The sequence below is a fragment of the Rhodococcus sp. PML026 genome (assembly GCF_000963615.1).
Taxonomy (GTDB): domain Bacteria; phylum Actinomycetota; class Actinomycetes; order Mycobacteriales; family Mycobacteriaceae; genus Rhodococcoides; species Rhodococcoides fascians.
Map to the genome: position 1 here is coordinate 273,100 of NZ_KQ031373.1, position 15,712 is coordinate 288,811.

Sequence of the window (15,712 nt, forward strand, 5' to 3'; positions counted from 1 at the left end):
GCCGCATGTGAGTGGAAATTCGTAGCCCACTACGATTTTCCACTCACGTGCGGCGCCAGCCGCCTAACTGCTGTAGAGCCGGTAATACGCACCCTTGGCCTCGAGCAATTCCTCGTGATTGCCCTGCTCGACGATGCTGCCGTTTTCCATCACGACGATGGTGTCGGCGTCACGGATGGTCGAGAGACGATGCGCGATAACGAAACTGGTGCGGTCGTTGCGCAGCGCTGCCGTCGCCTTCTGCACCAGCAGTTCGGTGCGAGTGTCCACCGAGCTGGTGGCCTCGTCGAGGATCAGGATCAGCGGCTTGGCCAGGAAGGCACGGGCGATGGTGATGAGCTGCTTCTCACCGGCGCTGACGTTGTTGCCCTCCTCGTCGATGATCGTGTCGTATCCATCGGGCAGTGAATGCACGAACTTGTCGACGTAGCTCACCCGAGCTGCCTCGAGGATCTCTTCCTCACTGGCGGTCGGATCACCGTAGGCGATGTTGTCGCGGATGGTGCCGCCGAACAACCACGTGTCCTGCAACACCATGCCGGTTCGTGAACGCAACTCGTCGCGCGTCATCTTGCGGGTGTCGACGCCATCGAGTGTGATTCGGCCGGAATCGATCTCGTAGAACCGCATGATCAAGTTCACCAGTGTGGTCTTGCCGGCACCGGTCGGTCCGACGATCGCCACCAGATGTCCCGGATCCGCGGTGAGTGACAGATTCTGGATGAGCGGCTGCTCCGGCGAGTAACTGAACGAGACGTCGTCGAACACGACGCGTCCGCGGCGCTCCGTGGGGCTGGACGCAGGCACGACGTCCGGGTCTTCCTCGTCGGCATCGAGCACCTCGAAGATGCGTTCGGCGGACGCGACTCCGGACTGAATCAGATTGATCATCGCGCCGACCTGCGACAGCGGCTGAGTGAACTGCCGCGAATACTGAATGAATGCCTGCACTTCGCCCAGGCTCAATGTTCCCGACGCCACGCGAAGGCCGCCCACAACGGCGACGACGACGTAGTTGATGTTTCCGAGGAACATGATGATCGGCATGATCAGACCGGAGATGAATTGCGCTCGGAAGCCTGCTTGGAAGAGCTTCTCGTTGCGGTCACCGAACTCGCGTTCCACCTCCGCCTGGCGACCGAACGCCTTGACGATCTCGTGGCCGGTGTAGGTCTCTTCGATCTGCGCGTTGAGCTTGCCGGTGTGCTTCCACTGCGCCACGAAGTGCGGCTGCGACCTCTTGGCGATCAGCGCGGTCACCAGAAACGAGGCCGGGATCGTCAGCAGCGCAACCAGAGCGAGCAACGGCGAGATCCAGATCATCACGCCGAGGATGCCGAGCACGGTCAGGATGCCGGTGATGAGCTGGCTCAGTGTCTGCTGCAGGCTGGTCGAGACGTTGTCGATGTCGTTGGTGACGCGGCTGAGCGTCTCGCCTCGGGCATTGTTGTCGAAGTACTGCAGCGGCAGGCGATGCACCTTGGCCTCGACGCTGCCGCGCAGCAACAGAATTCGACGCTGCAGCGCGATGTTGAGGATATAGCCCTGCGCCCACGCCAGCAGTGCAGACACTACGTACAGTGCGAGAACCCAGAGCAACACCGTTCCGACGGCACCGAAATCGATTCCCGCACCGGGCGTCACGTCCATGCCCGAGACGAGATCGGCGACGGTGTCGTTACCGGCGGCCCGAAGGCCGTCGACCGCTTGTTCTTTCGTCTGCCCCGGTTCGAGATCTCCGCCGACGACTCCGTTGAAGATGAGGTTGGTCGCATGCCCGAGGACGGTCGGCGCAGCGACGCTGAGGACGACGCTGACGATTCCCAGCACGAGCATGAGGCTCAGCAGGAATCGTTCCGGAGCGAGCAAACCGATGACGCGTTTGAACGAGCCCTTGAAGTTCTTGGCTTTCGTGGCCGGCAGTGCCTTCGCGACGCGGCCGCCCTTCTTCTTCTCCAAAGAGGGCTTGGCTGCGGAATCCTTGGTGGTGTCGGTGTCGGTCACAGTGCACCTGCAACTTGCCGCTGCGAGTCGACGATCTCGGCGTAGGTGGGGCAGGTGGCCATCAGTTGCTCGTGGTTACCCACGCCCACCGGCTTTCCGTCGTCGAGCACGAGTATCTGGTCGGCGTCGACGATGGTCGACACCCGTTGAGCCACAACGATCATGCATGCATCTCGCGTCACCGGCCGCAGCGCCGCACGCAGTTTCGCGTCGGTGGTGAGGTCGAGAGCGGAGAAGGAATCGTCGAACAGGTAGATCTTGGGTTTGCGTACCAGCGCCCGGGCAATGGCCAGTCGTTGCCGCTGCCCTCCCGACACGGTGGTGCCGCCCTGCGCGACGGCAGTCTCCAGGCCGTCGGGCATCGCGCGCACGAAGTCGGCACCCTGGGCGATCTCGAGCGCCTCCCACAGTTCCGCGTCGGTGGCGTCGGCCTTGCCGTACCGCAGATTGCTGGCGATGGTGCCGGAGAACAGGTACGGCTTCTGCGGCACGAATCCGATCTCGGATCGCAGTAGGTCCAGATCGAGTTCGCGAATGTCGACACCGCCGACCCGCACCTGGCCGCCGGTGACGTCCATCAGCCGTGGAATCAGATTGACGAGAGTCGATTTACCCGATCCGGTGCCGCCGATGATGGCGGTGACCTTGCCTGCCTCGGCAGTCAGACTCACCCCGCACAGCACCGGGTATTCGGCTCCGGGATAGGAGAATTCGGCCCCGACGAGCTCGACCGTGCCCGGTGAGGACACGAACGTGCGGGGATTCTCGGGCAGCACCACCGAGGATTCGGTGGCCAGCACCTCACTGATGCGGTCGGCGCACACCGATGCGCGCGGCACCATCATCGCGATGAACGACGCCATCATCACCGACATCAGGATGAGCATGATGTAGCTCAGAAGTGCAGTGAGCGAACCGATCTGCATCGTGCCGTTGTCGATGGCGTGACCGCCGAACCAGATGACGGCGACGCTGGTGACGTTGCTGATGAGCATGACGGTCGGGAACATCAAGGCCATCAGCCGGCCGACCTTGAGTGCCGTCTCGGTCAACGAGGTGTTGGCTGCGCCGAAACGGTCGACCTCGAATTGTTCGCGAACGAACGCCCGCACGACGCGAATACCGGTGATCTGTTCGCGTAGTACGCGATTGACCGCGTCGATGCGCTTCTGCATGGAGCGGAAGGCCGGCACCATACGAACGATGATCAGGCCCATCGCGAGCGCGAGGCCCGGCACCGCGATGAGCAGGATCCACGACAGGCCGATGTCCTCACGCAGTGACATCACGATGCCGCCGATGCACATGATGGGAGCCATCACCACGATGGTGAATCCCATGATGATCACCAACTGCACCTGCTGCACGTCGTTGGTGTTGCGGGTGATCAGTGACGGAGCACCGAATTTTCCGACCTCGCGGGCGGAGAACGTGCCGACGCGTTCGAGGATTGCTCCGCGAAGGTCGCGTCCGACACTCATGGCCGTGCGTGCACCGAGGAACACCGCTGCGGCAGAGCTGATGATCTGTACTGCCGAGATCAACAGCATGACGCCGCCGGCGGACAGGATGTAGCCGGTGTCGCCGACGGTCACACCGTTGTCGATGATGTCCGCGTTGAGACTCGGGAGGAACAACGCGGCGAGGGTGGCGATCAGCTGCAGCAGCACCAAGCAGAGAATCGGCAGCTTGTACGGGGCGAGAAACCTACGCAGAAGGGGGATCAGCATGATGACCGAAGATTACTCGTACACATGGATAACAGTCTCTCCGTTTCGAGTATTACGAGCAATCTTCGGCCTCTCAGCTGCGACGCGAGTACTACGCGCGCTTCTCCGGGGCCGTCTTCAGCTTGGCCCCTTCGATGTCGACGTTGGGCAGGATCTTGTCCAGCCACTTCGGCAACCACCAGGCTTTGTCGCCCAGTAGCGCCATCACCGACGGAATCAGCACCATACGGACGACGAACGCGTCGAAGAAGACGGCGGCGGCCAATGCGAAGCCGATGGACTTGATGAACGAGTCCGGCTCGGCGATGAAGGCGGCAAACACCGAGATCATGATGACCGCTGCCGAGGTGACCACGCGTGCGCCGTACTTGAAGCCGTTGACGACGGCGTCCTTGGCGGCCGCGCCGTGGACGAACTCCTCACGCATGCGCGAGACGAGGAACACCTGGTAGTCCATCGCGAGGCCGAACACCACACCGATGAGGAAGATCGGCATGAAGCTGACGATCGGCTGCGGGTTGGAAATGATGCCGAGCCCGCCCTCTTGGAAGATGAACACCGTCGCGCCGAAGGTGGCGAGCACGCTGAGCAGGAACCCGACAGTTGCCGTCAGCGGCACCAGAATCGAGCGGAACACCAGCATCAGCAGCACGAACGCCAGTCCGACGACCACGGCCAGGTACGGAATCAGCGCGCTCTGCAGCCGCTCCGAGATGTCGATCCCGATCGCGGTTTCGCCCGTCACTCCGTAGGAGACGCCCGAGCTCTCCTGCAATCCGCTCTCGGCATCGCGCAGGTTGGTCACGAGCGCCTTCGTCTGGTCACTGTTGGGTGTGCTCGACGGGGTGACGAGTATCTGCGCGGTGTCACCCGCCGGATTGACGGCAACGATCTGCGCATTCGTCACGTCGGATTGTGCGGTGATCGTCTCGATGACCTTGCCGAAGGACGCGGTGCGGTCGGCCTCGGCGACGTCGGACGCGTCGGCGATGACGAGCAGCGGGCCGTTACGTCCCGGCCCGAATGCCTCTTCGGTGATGTCGTAGGCCTGACGGGCAGGCGTGGACGGGTCCGAGGTGGCGATCGACGGGAGAGCCAGCGACAACCCGGTGGTCGGGCCCGCGATGACACCGAGCAGCACGATGCCTCCGACGAGGCCGAGGATCGGCTTCTTGACCAGGAATCGTGCCCACCGAAGACCGTTGGTGGGGGTTGCGTTCGGGTCCTCCGGATCGGTGGTGTTGACGAACTTGAGCTTGCCCGCGAAGGCCTTGCCCTTGTAGACGCCCAGCATGGCAGGCAGGAACGTCAGGGCGATGAGTACCGCGATGAACACCGCGAAGCCTGCTGCCAGACCCATCTGCGACAGGAACGGGATGCCGACGACGCGCAGGGCGACGAGGGCGATGAGCACGGTCGCGCCGGCGAACACGACGGCTGATCCGGCGGTACCGACCGCTCGACCGACTGCTTCTTCGCGGTTGTCGGTGAGCGTGAGCTCGTGCCGGTAGCGCGCGAGGATGAACAGCGAGTAGTCGATCGCGACGGCGAGCCCGATCATGATCGCGAGAATCGGGGTGAACGAGGACAGGCTCGCGAACCCGGAGGCCGTCGTGATGGCCAGACTCGAAATACCGATACCGACGATCGCGGTGATCAGCGGCAGGCTGGCAGCGGCGGCCGAGCCGAACATGATGAGAAGCACGATGGCGGCGACGGCCAGACCGACGATCTCCGAACTTCCACCGGGCGACGGGTTCTCCTGGGCGACGGTGCCACCGAGGATGACGGTCAGTCCTGCGTCACGCGCGGGTTGCGCCGCGGCATCGAGATCGCTGCGAATCGCGTCGGTGACGTCGGCCAGCTCGACGTTGATCGGAACCGTGACGGTGCCGACGTTGCCGTTGGGGCTCAACGGCGACGTGGCTGCCGCGTCGGCTGCCACCTTGTCGGCCGGCGTTCCTGCCTCGGCGGCTGCGTCGGTGTACTGCTGCACGATGGCCTTGTTCGCCTCGACCGGATCGGCAAGCGGCGGAGCGCCTTCCGCCGGCTTGGCCGCATCGACCTTCTCGATCTCGGCGATCGTGGCGTCGATGGCCGAGGTGTACTGCGGGGTATCGAGCGACTGACCGTCGGGTGCCTGGAACACGTACTCGGCGTTGACGGCCTGAAGGGGATCCTCGGCTCCGCCGAATCGTTCCTTCTGCAGATCCAATGCGGCCTGAGCAGGCGTTCCGGGGATGCTGAACGAGTTGACGGTAGGCGCGGACAGCGTGGCTGCGCCCACTCCGGCCAGGATCAGAATGACGAGCCAGAGGCCGAGGACGACCCCCTTGCGGCGGTAGGCGAATCTGCCGATTCGGTACAGATAGGTGGCCACTGTCAGGCTCCTCGGTTGTTATCGGATACGTGCTGGCGAGATTCAGGCTTGGGAGTGGAGCCTGCGGAATGACCCACAGGCTCGGGGATTCCGGCGCGGAGTTGCTGAAATGCGTTCTCCACGAGTGCTTTCGGAGTGTTCTCTCCGCCGGGGTCGTTGATCCACAGGTTCAGTGCGGCGGTCACGGCACCGCCGACTGCCATTTGCAGCAGGTTGGGGTAGAGGTCGGAATCGATATCGGTTCCGGTGCGTTCGGCGATTGCCTCGCCGAGTTTGCGGGTGAGCGAGTGGTGCATTTCGAGCTTGCGTGCCATCAGCGCCGGGTTGGCCTCGATGAGTCGTGCTGCGGCGAATGTGTCGTCGAGGTCGCGGCCGGGGTCGGCGACCAGGTTGACGGCGATGTGCTGCAGCGAATCCCAGATGGGTTCGGCCTCGGGTCTGGCGCGAAGCAGCTCGAACCATTCCAGAGCCGAGGCCTCGATGTTGTGGAGTACCGCTTCTTCCTTGTTGGAGAAGTAGTTGTGGAACGTTCGGGTCGACACTCCGGCTTCGTGTGCGATGGCGTCGGCCGTCACGGCATCGAGTCCGTGCTCTTTTCCCAGACGGACTGCGGCGATGCCGAGGGCGTCGCGGGTGGCTGCCTTCTTCTGATCGCGAAGGCCGGTCGGGGTGGTCACCCTGTCCAACATACGGAAGTTGCACAGCTCGGCAAGTTTGCAGAGCTGTGCAATATTGACGACCGCGCCACATCGGCGTCCGACTGTGACTCAGGTCATCGACGGGACCATGCGGTCGGCTCGCTGATCAGCTCTCCGACAAAATCCGGGAGGTCGTCGTCGACGATGTCGGCCAGCGATACCGATTCGAGAACCGCACGCAGATTGACGCGGACGGCCAGCCACACCCGCGTCAACGGCTCGGCGGGACCGGCATACTGCGCATCCTCGGGCCGTTGCCCGCGCACCGATGCGAGCGGTCCCTCGACGGCACGCATCACGTCCGCGACGGAAATGTTCGACGCCTCCCGCGCGAGCCAGTATCCGCCGTCGGGCCCCCTTCTACTTCGCACCAACTCGGCGCGACGCAGGTCGGAGAGCACCGACTCGAGAAATTTGTGCGGTATCCCTTGCGCGGCGGCCAGCGCCTCGGCCTTGGCGGGTGCTCGGCCGCCGACCGCGGCGAGCTCGACGAGAGTCCGCACCGCGTAGTCCGCTTTCGCCGTGATGTGCACGATTCAATTCCTATCATTTCGATAGGAAATTAGCGACCGGGTACGTACCGATGTTCGACGGCTCTGCGCCCGTCGGGCAACACCCAGTCCGCGGGCGCGGTACCGGTCCTGATCCAACCCGACTTCTCGTAGAACGCGATCGCCGCAGCCGAGCCGTGTTCCACGTGCAGTTCGATAGCAACCGACCGTTCCACCGCATACGCCACTGCGGCGTCCAACAAGGCCGCGGCTGCGCCTGTGCCCCGGCACTCGGGACGGACGAACAATCGCGAGACCACCAGCCCGTTGTCGACCAGGTCGAGTGCCAGGTGGCCGACGATCCGGTCATTCGACTCCGCTACCCATGCGGCGACCTGCGTTGCCGAGCGCAACCAGGCGGCCGGATCCTCGGGCCACAGTGCGGGATACCCGTCTGCCTCGTGCACCGTCGCCAGCGCGGTCACACAGAACGCCATATCCCCGGAACGGCGGCTACGAATTTTCACGCGTCGAGACTACGATCACCATACTGTCGTTACACTTCGAACAGCAGTGTCACGCACGGAAGGCCGTACACATGAGGGACCAACTCGCATCGGCGTGGAACTCGCTACCCGAACCGCTGCGGGATCCGGTTGCCCTGGCCGTCCCCGCGTTCGCGCTACTGCTGGCGATCGAGTGGATCGCGGCGAAGAAACTCGAAGACGGAACCCCCGGCGCGTATTCGGCCCGGGACGCACGGGCGAGCCTGAGCATGGGTTTGGTTTCGATCGCAACCACGACTGCGTGGAAAGCGCTGGCCCTGATCGGCTACACGGCCATCTACGTCTACATCGCGCCGTGGCATCTACCCGCCGATGCCTGGTACACGTGGGTCATCCTGATCCTGGGCGTCGATCTGCTGTTCTACGGCTACCACCGCATCGCACACCGAACCCGACTGATCTGGGCGACCCATCAGGCTCACCATTCGAGCGAGTACTTCAACTTCGCCGCGGCGCTGCGGCAGAAGTGGAACAACAGCGGCGAGATCATCATGTGGCTGCCGCTGCCGCTGCTGGGGATGCCACCGTGGATGGTGTTCGTGGGCTTCTCGATCAATCTCGTCTACCAGTTCTGGGTACACACCGAGCGGATCGACAAGTTGCCGCGGCCGTTCGAGTTCGTCTTCAACACGCCCTCGCACCACCGCGTCCATCACGGTCGCGATCCGCAGTACCTCGACAAGAACTACGGCGGCATCCTCATCGTCTGGGACCGCCTGTTCGGCAGCTACGCCGACGAAGTGCAGCGACCGAACTACGGACTGACCAAGCCCGTCGACACGTTCAACATCTGGACGCTCCAAACACACGAATACCGCAACATCGCACGGGATGTCGCGGCATCGAGGTCATGGAAGGAACGCGTCGGATACGTCGTCGGACCGCCGGGATGGACACCGGCGGCCCCACGAGAACGGGCTACTGCCGACTCAGATTGATCAGGAAGTCGACGGTTCCCGAGCCCTCGACGGTCACGAAACCGAGCGACGGCGGCTCGATGCCGTAGTCCGACCACGTCGTCGGAATTGCACCCGACGCGATGAGCGTGTCACCGGACTGCAGCACCTCCATCTCGACCGACACCGGACGCGTCTGATCCTTGAGCGTCAATGTGCCTTCCGCCGTGACGGTTTGGGTGGTGCCGTCCTTGGGCAACGACGAGAGGTCGACGGGCTGGTCGATGGTGAACGTCGCCGTCGGATATGTCGCGGTGTCGAAGATGTTGCCGCGGAACTGACCGTCTCGACGGTCACTGTCGGTGGTGATCGAATTGGTCTGCACCACAACCTCACCGGCGGTCAACGAATTATCCGCCACGGTCACCGAGCCGCTGACCTCGGGCGTCGACCCGACGACGGTCACGTCGGATCCGTTGAGCACCTCGTCGACGGTGTAGCCGGCCGCGGTCTTGTTCGACGTATCGCCTGCCGTCACCGTCCAGGTGCCGTTCAGATCGTCGGTGGTGGCGGCCTGCGCACCGGAGGTGTCGACGGTCGCCGCCGGAGCGTCGTCCTCCTGGAAGGACGCGTAGATCTTGGGGCCGAAATACAGCCCGAGGGCCACGAGCACTACGACAACGACGCCGACTGTCCACCATTTCTTGGTCATGACCGACGATGATAGTTGCAGCTTCAAGCCCATGGGGAGTGAGCGACCTGGCAACTCCCTGAGAATTTTGTCCGATTACCCCGTGCGCAGGTGTCGGTGGTGCCAGGCACAATGGAACCCATGGATCCGGTGGAGGCACTTCGTGAGATCGGCTTCTGGCTCGAGCGTTCGCGCTCGGACACCCATCGCGTCAAGGCCTACCGCCGAGCCGCGGATGTTGTCGAATCACTTTCTCCTGCACAACGATCCGAGCACGAGAAGGCGGACAGCTGGTCGTCGTTGGCCGGAATCGGTGCCAAGACCTCGCTGATCATCCGGCAGGCGCTGACCCAGGACGTTCCGGACTACCTGGCCGAACAACGCGATGCCGCAGAACCCATCGGCAACAACGCACTACGAGCCGCACTCAAAGGCGATCTGCACACCCACTCCAATTGGTCCGACGGCGGCAGCCCCATCGACGAGATGATGCGCACCGCCAAGAACCTCGGGCACGAGTACTGCGCGCTGACCGATCATTCACCGCGGCTCAAGGTCGCCAACGGGCTCAGCGCTGAGCGTCTGCGAAAACAACTCGACATCATCGCCGAGCTCAACGAGCAACTCGCGCCGTTCCGCATCCTCACCGGAATCGAAGTGGACATCCTCGACGACGGTTCGCTGGATCAGGACGAGGGATTGCTCGCCGAGCTGGACGTGGTGGTGGCCAGCGTGCACTCGAACCTGCGGGCCGATTCTGTGGCGATGACGAAACGCATGGTCACCGCCATCGCGAATCCGCACGTCGACGTACTCGGTCACTGCACCGGCCGACTGGTCGAGGGCGGCCGGGGAAAGCGGCCCGAGTCGACGTTCGACGCCCCGGTGGTATTCGAGGGATGCCGACAGTTCGGCACCGCGGTGGAGATCAACGCCAGGCCCGAACGCCAGGACCCGCCCGAGCGCCTGATCGACATCGCCCTCGAACGCGACTGCCTCTTCTCCATCGATACCGACGCACACGCACCGGGCCAGCTCGACTGGCAGGGCTACGGCTGTGTCCGCGCCGAAGCCCAAGGCGTTCCCGCCGATCGCGTCATCAACACCTGGTCGCTGTCCGAGCTGCTCGATTGGACGGCTCAGGGCACGTGAATCGTCGCCACTTCCTGTCCGGCCTGCTCGCTGTCACGCTGGTCGGCTGCAGTTCCACGGACACCGCATCCTCACCGAGCACAGCAGAGACGTATTCGGCTGCACTGCAACCTGTTTCGGGACCGACCGGAGATCCGATCCGGCTGAAGTACGGGTACCAACCCGACAACATCGGAGACCTGTATCTCCCTGCCAACACGGCGACGTCACTGCCTGTGGTGGTGATGATCCACGGCGGTGGATGGCAGGAGAACCTCGATCTGTCGTACTTCCAGCAGATGTCCAAGGCCATCGCAGACCAGGGCATCGCCGTGTGGAACGTCGAATATCGGCGCGGACCGAACAACTGGGCCAACACCCTCACCGACGTCGACGACGCCACCGAGGCACTGGCAACCGTCGTACAGAACGCCGCCGACGGGCGACTCGACCTCGATCGAGTGCATGTCGCCGGACATTCGGCCGGCGGACAGCTTGCCGCGTGGGTCGCTGCGCGTCATCTGATGCCGATCGACGCACCGGGAGCGGACCCCAGAATCCGGCCGCGCAGTGCCACCATCATGGCCGGGGTGTTCGACATGAAACGGGCGGCGAACATCGGCAACGACAAGTTCGTGCCCGCATTCCTCGGCGGCATGCCCAACGACGTTCCCGGTCGGTACAAGATCGCCTCCCCCATCGAATACCTCCCGCTCGACGTCCCGCTGACCGCGCTGCACGGTGATGCAGACCAGACCGTGTCGGTGAACCAGAGCCGCGTGTACGTCGACGCCGCCACCCGCGCAGGGAGCACGGACCCCGAGCTGGTCGTACTGCCCGGAGCCGGACACGGAGCGTTTTTGGACCCCAAGCACATCGCCTGGTCCACCGCACTGAGCACCATCACCGGGCGCGCGCAGACACTCCTCTGAGCGGCAGGTGGTACACAGTGGCGATGAAACGAAAGATCGCGACCGGATTGCTCGGGCTGATCGTGGCCACCTCGGTAGCCGGATGCGGCGACGACGCGTCGACCGAGAACGCGTCGACCACGTCCGTTCAAGCCACGTCCGTTCAAGCCACGTCAGCTCCGGCTACGACGACACAGGCGACCACGGCAGCTGCCACGCCGACGGCCGATGCACCCGCTGACAGCCCGGCTCCAGAGGCACCGCCCGCCGCTGATCCAGCCGACCCCGCGGTGACCGGAGGAACCGGAGGCGTCACCGGCGACGATCTCTACCGTCAGACCTGCACCCAGTTTCTCCCGTCCATCGATGCACTGGAGCAAACTGGAATCTCCGATCGTGCGAAATCCGTCGAGGGTCTGCGCAGCGAAATGACCACCGCGCCGAGTTGGTCCAAGGTGCCCGAGGCCGATCAAGGCGAAATTCTGCGGGGACTCGACGCCGCGGGCGCGGGGCAATGCTGAGCGTCTGAGTCGGTCGCCGCCCCTCTACCGCCGCAAACGCGCGCGCGTTTGCCAGGTGCGCGCGAAGTAGACCCCGAATCGGTGGCGAATGTGAACGCATCTGACGAATGCGCGCGCGTTTGCCGCGTAACACCCGCCCGGTGATCCCGCCCGGGCCCTGGTGATCCCGCAAACGCGCGCGCGTTTGCTAGGTGCGCGCGAAATAGACCCCGAATCGGAGGCGAATCTGAACGCGTCTGACGAATGCGCGCGCGTTTGCCGAGCTACACCCGCCCGGTGATCCCGTCCGGGCCCTGGGGGTTCGATGCCCGGGCCCTGGTGATCCCGCAAACGCGCGCGCGTTTGCCAGGTGCGCGCGAAGTAGACCCCGAATCGATGGCAAATTCGCTCGCGTCTGACGAATGCGCGCGCGTTTGCCGAGCAACACCCAGCCACCCCACCCCGCGCACAAAAAACTCCCCACCCGACGGATCGGGTGGGGTGGGGAGTCTTGGCGGTGGCGGAGGGATTTGAACCCTCGGAGGGGGTGAACCCTCACACGCTTTCGAGGCGTGCTCCTTAGGCCGCTCGGACACGCCACCGCAGAAGACTGTACCGGAATGAGCGCCTGAGGCTAAATCGCCTGCTCAGAGCGCAAAGTTACTTGCCGGTGAGCTTGTCCTTGATGTTCGAGGCCGCGTCCTTGACCTTCTCGGCACCGTCTTTGAATGCGGCGGAGGTCTGATCGCCCTTGCCCTCTGCTTCGAGGTCCCTGTCTCCGGTTGCCGAACCTGCGGCTTCTTTTGCCTTGCCGCCGAGGTCTTCGGTCTTGTTCGAGATCTTGTCGTCGAGTCCCATGAGTGTCTCCTTCGCAAGTTCGGAGCGCAGCGTTGCGCCCTGCCCTCCACCCTCCCCAATGTTGGACATTCCGGCCACCCCGTGACGAGATCGTTATCTCTGGCGGGCGAAGAACTGGGTCAGCACTTCGGCGCATTCGGCTTCCAACACTCCCCCGCGCACCTGTGGGCGGTGGGTGAGTCGACGGTCTCGGACGACGTCCCACAGCGAGCCAACGGCCCCGGTTTTCGGTTCCCAGGCTCCGAACACCACGGTGCCGACGCGGGCCGCAACGAGGGCACCGGCGCACATCGTGCAGGGTTCCAAAGTGACTGCAAGAGTGCAGTTTTCGAGCCGCCAGCCGTCTCCGTGGACGGCGGCTGCTCGACGCAATGCGAGCACTTCGGCGTGCGCAGTGGGGTCGCCCGACGCCTCCCGCGCATTGCAGGCTCGCGCGATCTCACGTCCCGACGCGTCGTACACGACGGCTCCGACGGGGACGTCGGCGTCCGATGCCTCGGCTGCGGCCGACAGCGCTGCGCGGATCATGTCCGCGTCGGGCAGCGGCATCGGTTACCGCCGCAGCTTGTTCACCGCTGCGGCGAATTCGTCCTCGAAGCCCAGGCGCTCGGCGATGGATTGCAGTTGTTCGTCCGGGTAGTCGTCGGTCTCGGCGACGATGATGCCCAGGACTGCCTCGGGCAGGCCCAGGTCGGCGAGGAGAGCGAGGTCGCCTTCCTCGTAGGGTTCGATGTCGTCGAGTTCGTCGGGGTCGACGTCGGGGATCTCGATGTTGAGTGCGTCGAGGACGTCGGCGGCGATTTCGTAGTCGACGGCGGCGACCGCGTCGGACAGCAGTAGGCGGGTGCCGTTGGGTGCGGGACGCAGGATGACGAAGAATTCCTCGTCCACGTCGAGCAGTCCGAACACCGCTCCCGAGCTGCGTAGTTCACGCAATTCGGTCTCTGCTGCCGACAGGCTGGTCAGTGCGTCGTCGGACAGTGGCGTCACGGTCCACTTGCCGTCCTCTCGGACAACTGCAACGCCGAATCCTTCGAGGTCGTCGTACTCCGATGCGGAGGCACGGTTGTTGTTCGCGCGCTGTGCGGCCATGTGCGCAACGGTAGTCCGGTAGGTGCCGGTATTCGAAGTCCACCTCCCTTGGAAGTCACCCACCTGTGCCAATCTGATCGGGTGACTTCTTCTTCGGTGTGCGTTCTCGGTCTGGGACTGATCGGTGGGTCGATTCTGCGGGCGGCGCACGACGCCGGTCGCCGGGTGTGGGGCTGGAACCGATCGGCCGACGCGATCGCCGGGGCTGCGGACGATGGCTATGACGTCGGCACCGATCTGGCAACCGCCCTGACCAGGGCTGCAGATGAGGATGCGCTGATCGTCATCGCCGTTCCGATGCCTGCCGTCGACTCCGCTCTGCAGGCCATCGCCGAGCACGCACCCACCGCCCCGATCACCGACGTGGTGAGCGTCAAGGCCGAGGTTGCCGCGGCCGTCGCTGCTCGCGGACTACAGGCCCGCTATGTCGGCGGCCATCCGATGGCGGGTACCAACCACTCGGGCTGGTCGGCGACGGACCCGGCACTGTTCGCCGACGCGGTCTGGGTGGTGTCCACGGATTCCGGTGTCGACGCCGACGTGTGGGTGCGGGTGGCCCAGCTGGCCCTGGCCTGCGGTTCGGTGGTCGTTCCGGCCGGCAGCGTCGAGCACGACAGCGCCGTCGCCCGCATCTCGCACCTACCGCATCTGCTGGCCGAGGCGTTGGCGATCGTGGGGGCCGCGGGTGGGCCGTTGGCGCTCGGGCTCGCCGCGGGGTCGTTTCGCGACGGCACCCGGGTGGCGTCCTCGGCCCCGAACCTTGTCCGTGCGATGACCGAGGGCAACGCGACCGCGCTACGAACCACGCTCGACGAGGCGCTGCATACGCTCACCGCAGCGCGCGAAAAATTGGACGAGAACTCGACCGAAACGCTGGTCGACGCCGGACACGCAGCGCGACTGCAGTACGAGGAGCATCAGCGATTCGACATCACCGACGTCACCCCGGGCGAGCCGGGGTGGCGAGAGAACCTGCAGGACGCGGGGCGACGCGGTGGCGTCGTGCGTCAGATCCGCTCGGCGAGTCCCGGGTAGTCGACGACGAAGCCGTCGGCGTCGACCGTCACCGACGATGTCGAGACCGGCGAGATGACGTGGATGCCGTGCGCGCCGCTGCTGTAGGTCAGCGTCGCTTCCTGGATGCTCAGATCGAGGAGGTTGACGTAGACCGTCGGCACCTCGAGGTCCTGGACCTGGGTGTGCAGACCGAATCGTCGGATCGGCAGGGTGTTGAAGAACGGGCTGAGCACCATGTCGACGTCGAGGGCACCGCTGTAGGTCGAGCGCTGGTGGTTGGCGGAGTTCTCCACCATCCAGTAGCCCTCGTCGTCGCGGCTGACCGAGGCCTGCCGGTCACCCGACGCGAGCGAGGTGCGCACCGAGAGCCTCTTGGTGACGCCGTATTCGTCGGTCACCAGGTCGTACGACGCACTGAACGCGGGATGATCACTGCAGGCGGCCCCGATGATGCGTCCGGCAGCTTTGATGCGGTTGCCGGAAAGCTGGACGCGCACGGACTCCATGCGGGGAACGTCGTGCGCTCGCCACGTCAGGATCGAGGGCCAGGATTTCGCGTCGGTGGTGGCGGTTGCGGGAACGGAGACGTGCTCTGCACCCGATGCTTGAGTGATCACAGGTCCTACGGTATGCGACAGGGCCCCCTGTAGAACAAGCGGACGCGACTTTTCTTTTGCACCGACCCGGCCGTTCATGCTGCGCTCGGCCTCGGCCGACCTCGTCGACGTCGACTTCTGGCCCGCTACC

General features: G+C 64.5%; 16 protein-coding genes and 1 tRNA gene. 5 read left to right on the plus strand and 12 right to left on the minus strand.

Going from position 1 to position 15,712, the window contains the following annotated elements; all coding sequences use genetic code 11:
- Positions 1–63: 63 nt before the first annotated feature.
- The 6 genes from VF34_RS11880 to VF34_RS11905 all read right to left on the minus strand — a co-directional run bounded on the left by VF34_RS11880 (position 64) and on the right by VF34_RS11905 (position 7,830).
- On the minus strand, positions 64–1,959 hold the full coding sequence (locus tag VF34_RS11880; protein WP_032368744.1) for an ABC transporter ATP-binding protein: 1,896 nt from the start codon (positions 1,957–1,959) through the stop codon (positions 64–66).
- A gap of 41 nt (positions 1,960–2,000) precedes the next feature.
- Positions 2,001–3,734, minus strand: a complete 1,734-nt coding sequence (locus VF34_RS11885) for an ABC transporter ATP-binding protein (RefSeq protein ID WP_032367801.1) — start codon at positions 3,732–3,734, stop codon at positions 2,001–2,003.
- Positions 3,735–3,825: 91 nt separating this feature from the next.
- Positions 3,826–6,114 carry an MMPL family transporter gene (locus VF34_RS11890; RefSeq protein ID WP_027494601.1) on the minus strand — a complete coding sequence of 763 codons (2,289 nt, stop codon included), beginning with the start codon at positions 6,112–6,114 and terminating at the stop codon, positions 3,826–3,828.
- A 2-nt stretch (positions 6,115–6,116) separates the two neighbouring features.
- Entirely contained in the window at positions 6,117–6,803 is a 687-nt protein-coding gene (locus VF34_RS11895; RefSeq protein WP_045841463.1) for a TetR/AcrR family transcriptional regulator, read from the minus strand.
- A gap of 83 nt (positions 6,804–6,886) precedes the next feature.
- Complete coding sequence (locus tag VF34_RS11900; protein WP_027494603.1) at positions 6,887–7,345, minus strand: RrF2 family transcriptional regulator; 459 nt, start codon at positions 7,343–7,345, stop codon at positions 6,887–6,889.
- Positions 7,346–7,374: 29 nt separating this feature from the next.
- Positions 7,375–7,830 (minus strand): GNAT family N-acetyltransferase, encoded by a 456-nt coding sequence (locus tag VF34_RS11905; RefSeq protein ID WP_197077461.1) that lies wholly within the window; start codon positions 7,828–7,830, stop codon positions 7,375–7,377.
- Positions 7,831–7,901: 71 nt separating this feature from the next.
- Here VF34_RS11905 and VF34_RS11910 point away from each other — a divergent pair, with 71 nt between their 5' ends.
- A complete protein-coding gene (locus tag VF34_RS11910; RefSeq protein WP_032367804.1) occupies positions 7,902–8,807 on the plus strand; it encodes a sterol desaturase family protein in 906 nt (301 codons plus the stop codon).
- Here VF34_RS11910 and VF34_RS11915 read toward each other — a convergent pair.
- Positions 8,788–9,477, minus strand: a complete 690-nt coding sequence (locus tag VF34_RS11915) for a YceI family protein (RefSeq protein WP_032367805.1) — start codon at positions 9,475–9,477, stop codon at positions 8,788–8,790. The genes VF34_RS11910 and VF34_RS11915 overlap by 20 nt on opposite strands.
- Before the next feature lie 120 nt (positions 9,478–9,597).
- Here VF34_RS11915 and VF34_RS11920 point away from each other — a divergent pair, with 120 nt between their 5' ends.
- Genes VF34_RS11920 through VF34_RS11930 form a run of 3 tightly spaced genes read left to right on the plus strand, consistent with a single transcriptional unit; the run spans position 9,598 to position 12,019 of the window.
- Entirely contained in the window at positions 9,598–10,608 is a 1,011-nt protein-coding gene (locus VF34_RS11920; protein WP_032367806.1) for a PHP domain-containing protein, read from the plus strand.
- Complete coding sequence (locus tag VF34_RS11925; RefSeq protein ID WP_032367807.1) at positions 10,605–11,519, plus strand: alpha/beta hydrolase family protein; 915 nt, start codon at positions 10,605–10,607, stop codon at positions 11,517–11,519. The genes VF34_RS11920 and VF34_RS11925 overlap by 4 nt, the downstream gene beginning before the upstream one ends.
- Positions 11,520–11,542: 23 nt before the next feature.
- Complete coding sequence (locus VF34_RS11930; protein ID WP_032399325.1) at positions 11,543–12,019, plus strand: hypothetical protein; 477 nt, start codon at positions 11,543–11,545, stop codon at positions 12,017–12,019.
- Between the two features lie 491 nt (positions 12,020–12,510).
- On the opposite strand, the gene VF34_RS11935 is transcribed toward VF34_RS11930, so the two are convergent.
- The 4 genes from VF34_RS11935 to VF34_RS11950 form a co-directional block, all read right to left on the minus strand.
- Positions 12,511–12,600 (minus strand) — tRNA-Ser (locus VF34_RS11935).
- Positions 12,601–12,658: 58 nt separating this feature from the next.
- Positions 12,659–12,856: a CsbD family protein gene (locus tag VF34_RS11940; RefSeq protein WP_027494609.1), complete on the minus strand. Its 198-nt coding sequence runs from the start codon at positions 12,854–12,856 to the stop codon at positions 12,659–12,661.
- 93 nt (positions 12,857–12,949) lie between these two features.
- A complete protein-coding gene (locus VF34_RS11945) occupies positions 12,950–13,405 on the minus strand; it encodes a nucleoside deaminase (protein WP_027494610.1) in 456 nt (151 codons plus the stop codon).
- A 3-nt stretch (positions 13,406–13,408) separates the two neighbouring features.
- Positions 13,409–13,948 (minus strand): tRNA adenosine deaminase-associated protein, encoded by a 540-nt coding sequence (locus VF34_RS11950; protein ID WP_027494611.1) that lies wholly within the window; start codon positions 13,946–13,948, stop codon positions 13,409–13,411.
- A gap of 63 nt (positions 13,949–14,011) precedes the next feature.
- Here VF34_RS11950 and VF34_RS11955 point away from each other — a divergent pair, with 63 nt between their 5' ends.
- On the plus strand, positions 14,012–14,983 hold the full coding sequence (locus tag VF34_RS11955) for a prephenate dehydrogenase (RefSeq protein ID WP_045841661.1): 972 nt from the start codon (positions 14,012–14,014) through the stop codon (positions 14,981–14,983).
- On the opposite strand, the gene VF34_RS11960 is transcribed toward VF34_RS11955, so the two are convergent.
- A complete protein-coding gene (locus VF34_RS11960) occupies positions 14,956–15,471 on the minus strand; it encodes a putative glycolipid-binding domain-containing protein (RefSeq protein ID WP_027494613.1) in 516 nt (171 codons plus the stop codon). The two genes, VF34_RS11955 and VF34_RS11960, sit on opposite strands and share 28 nt — an antisense overlap.
- Positions 15,472–15,712 lie beyond the last annotated feature (241 nt).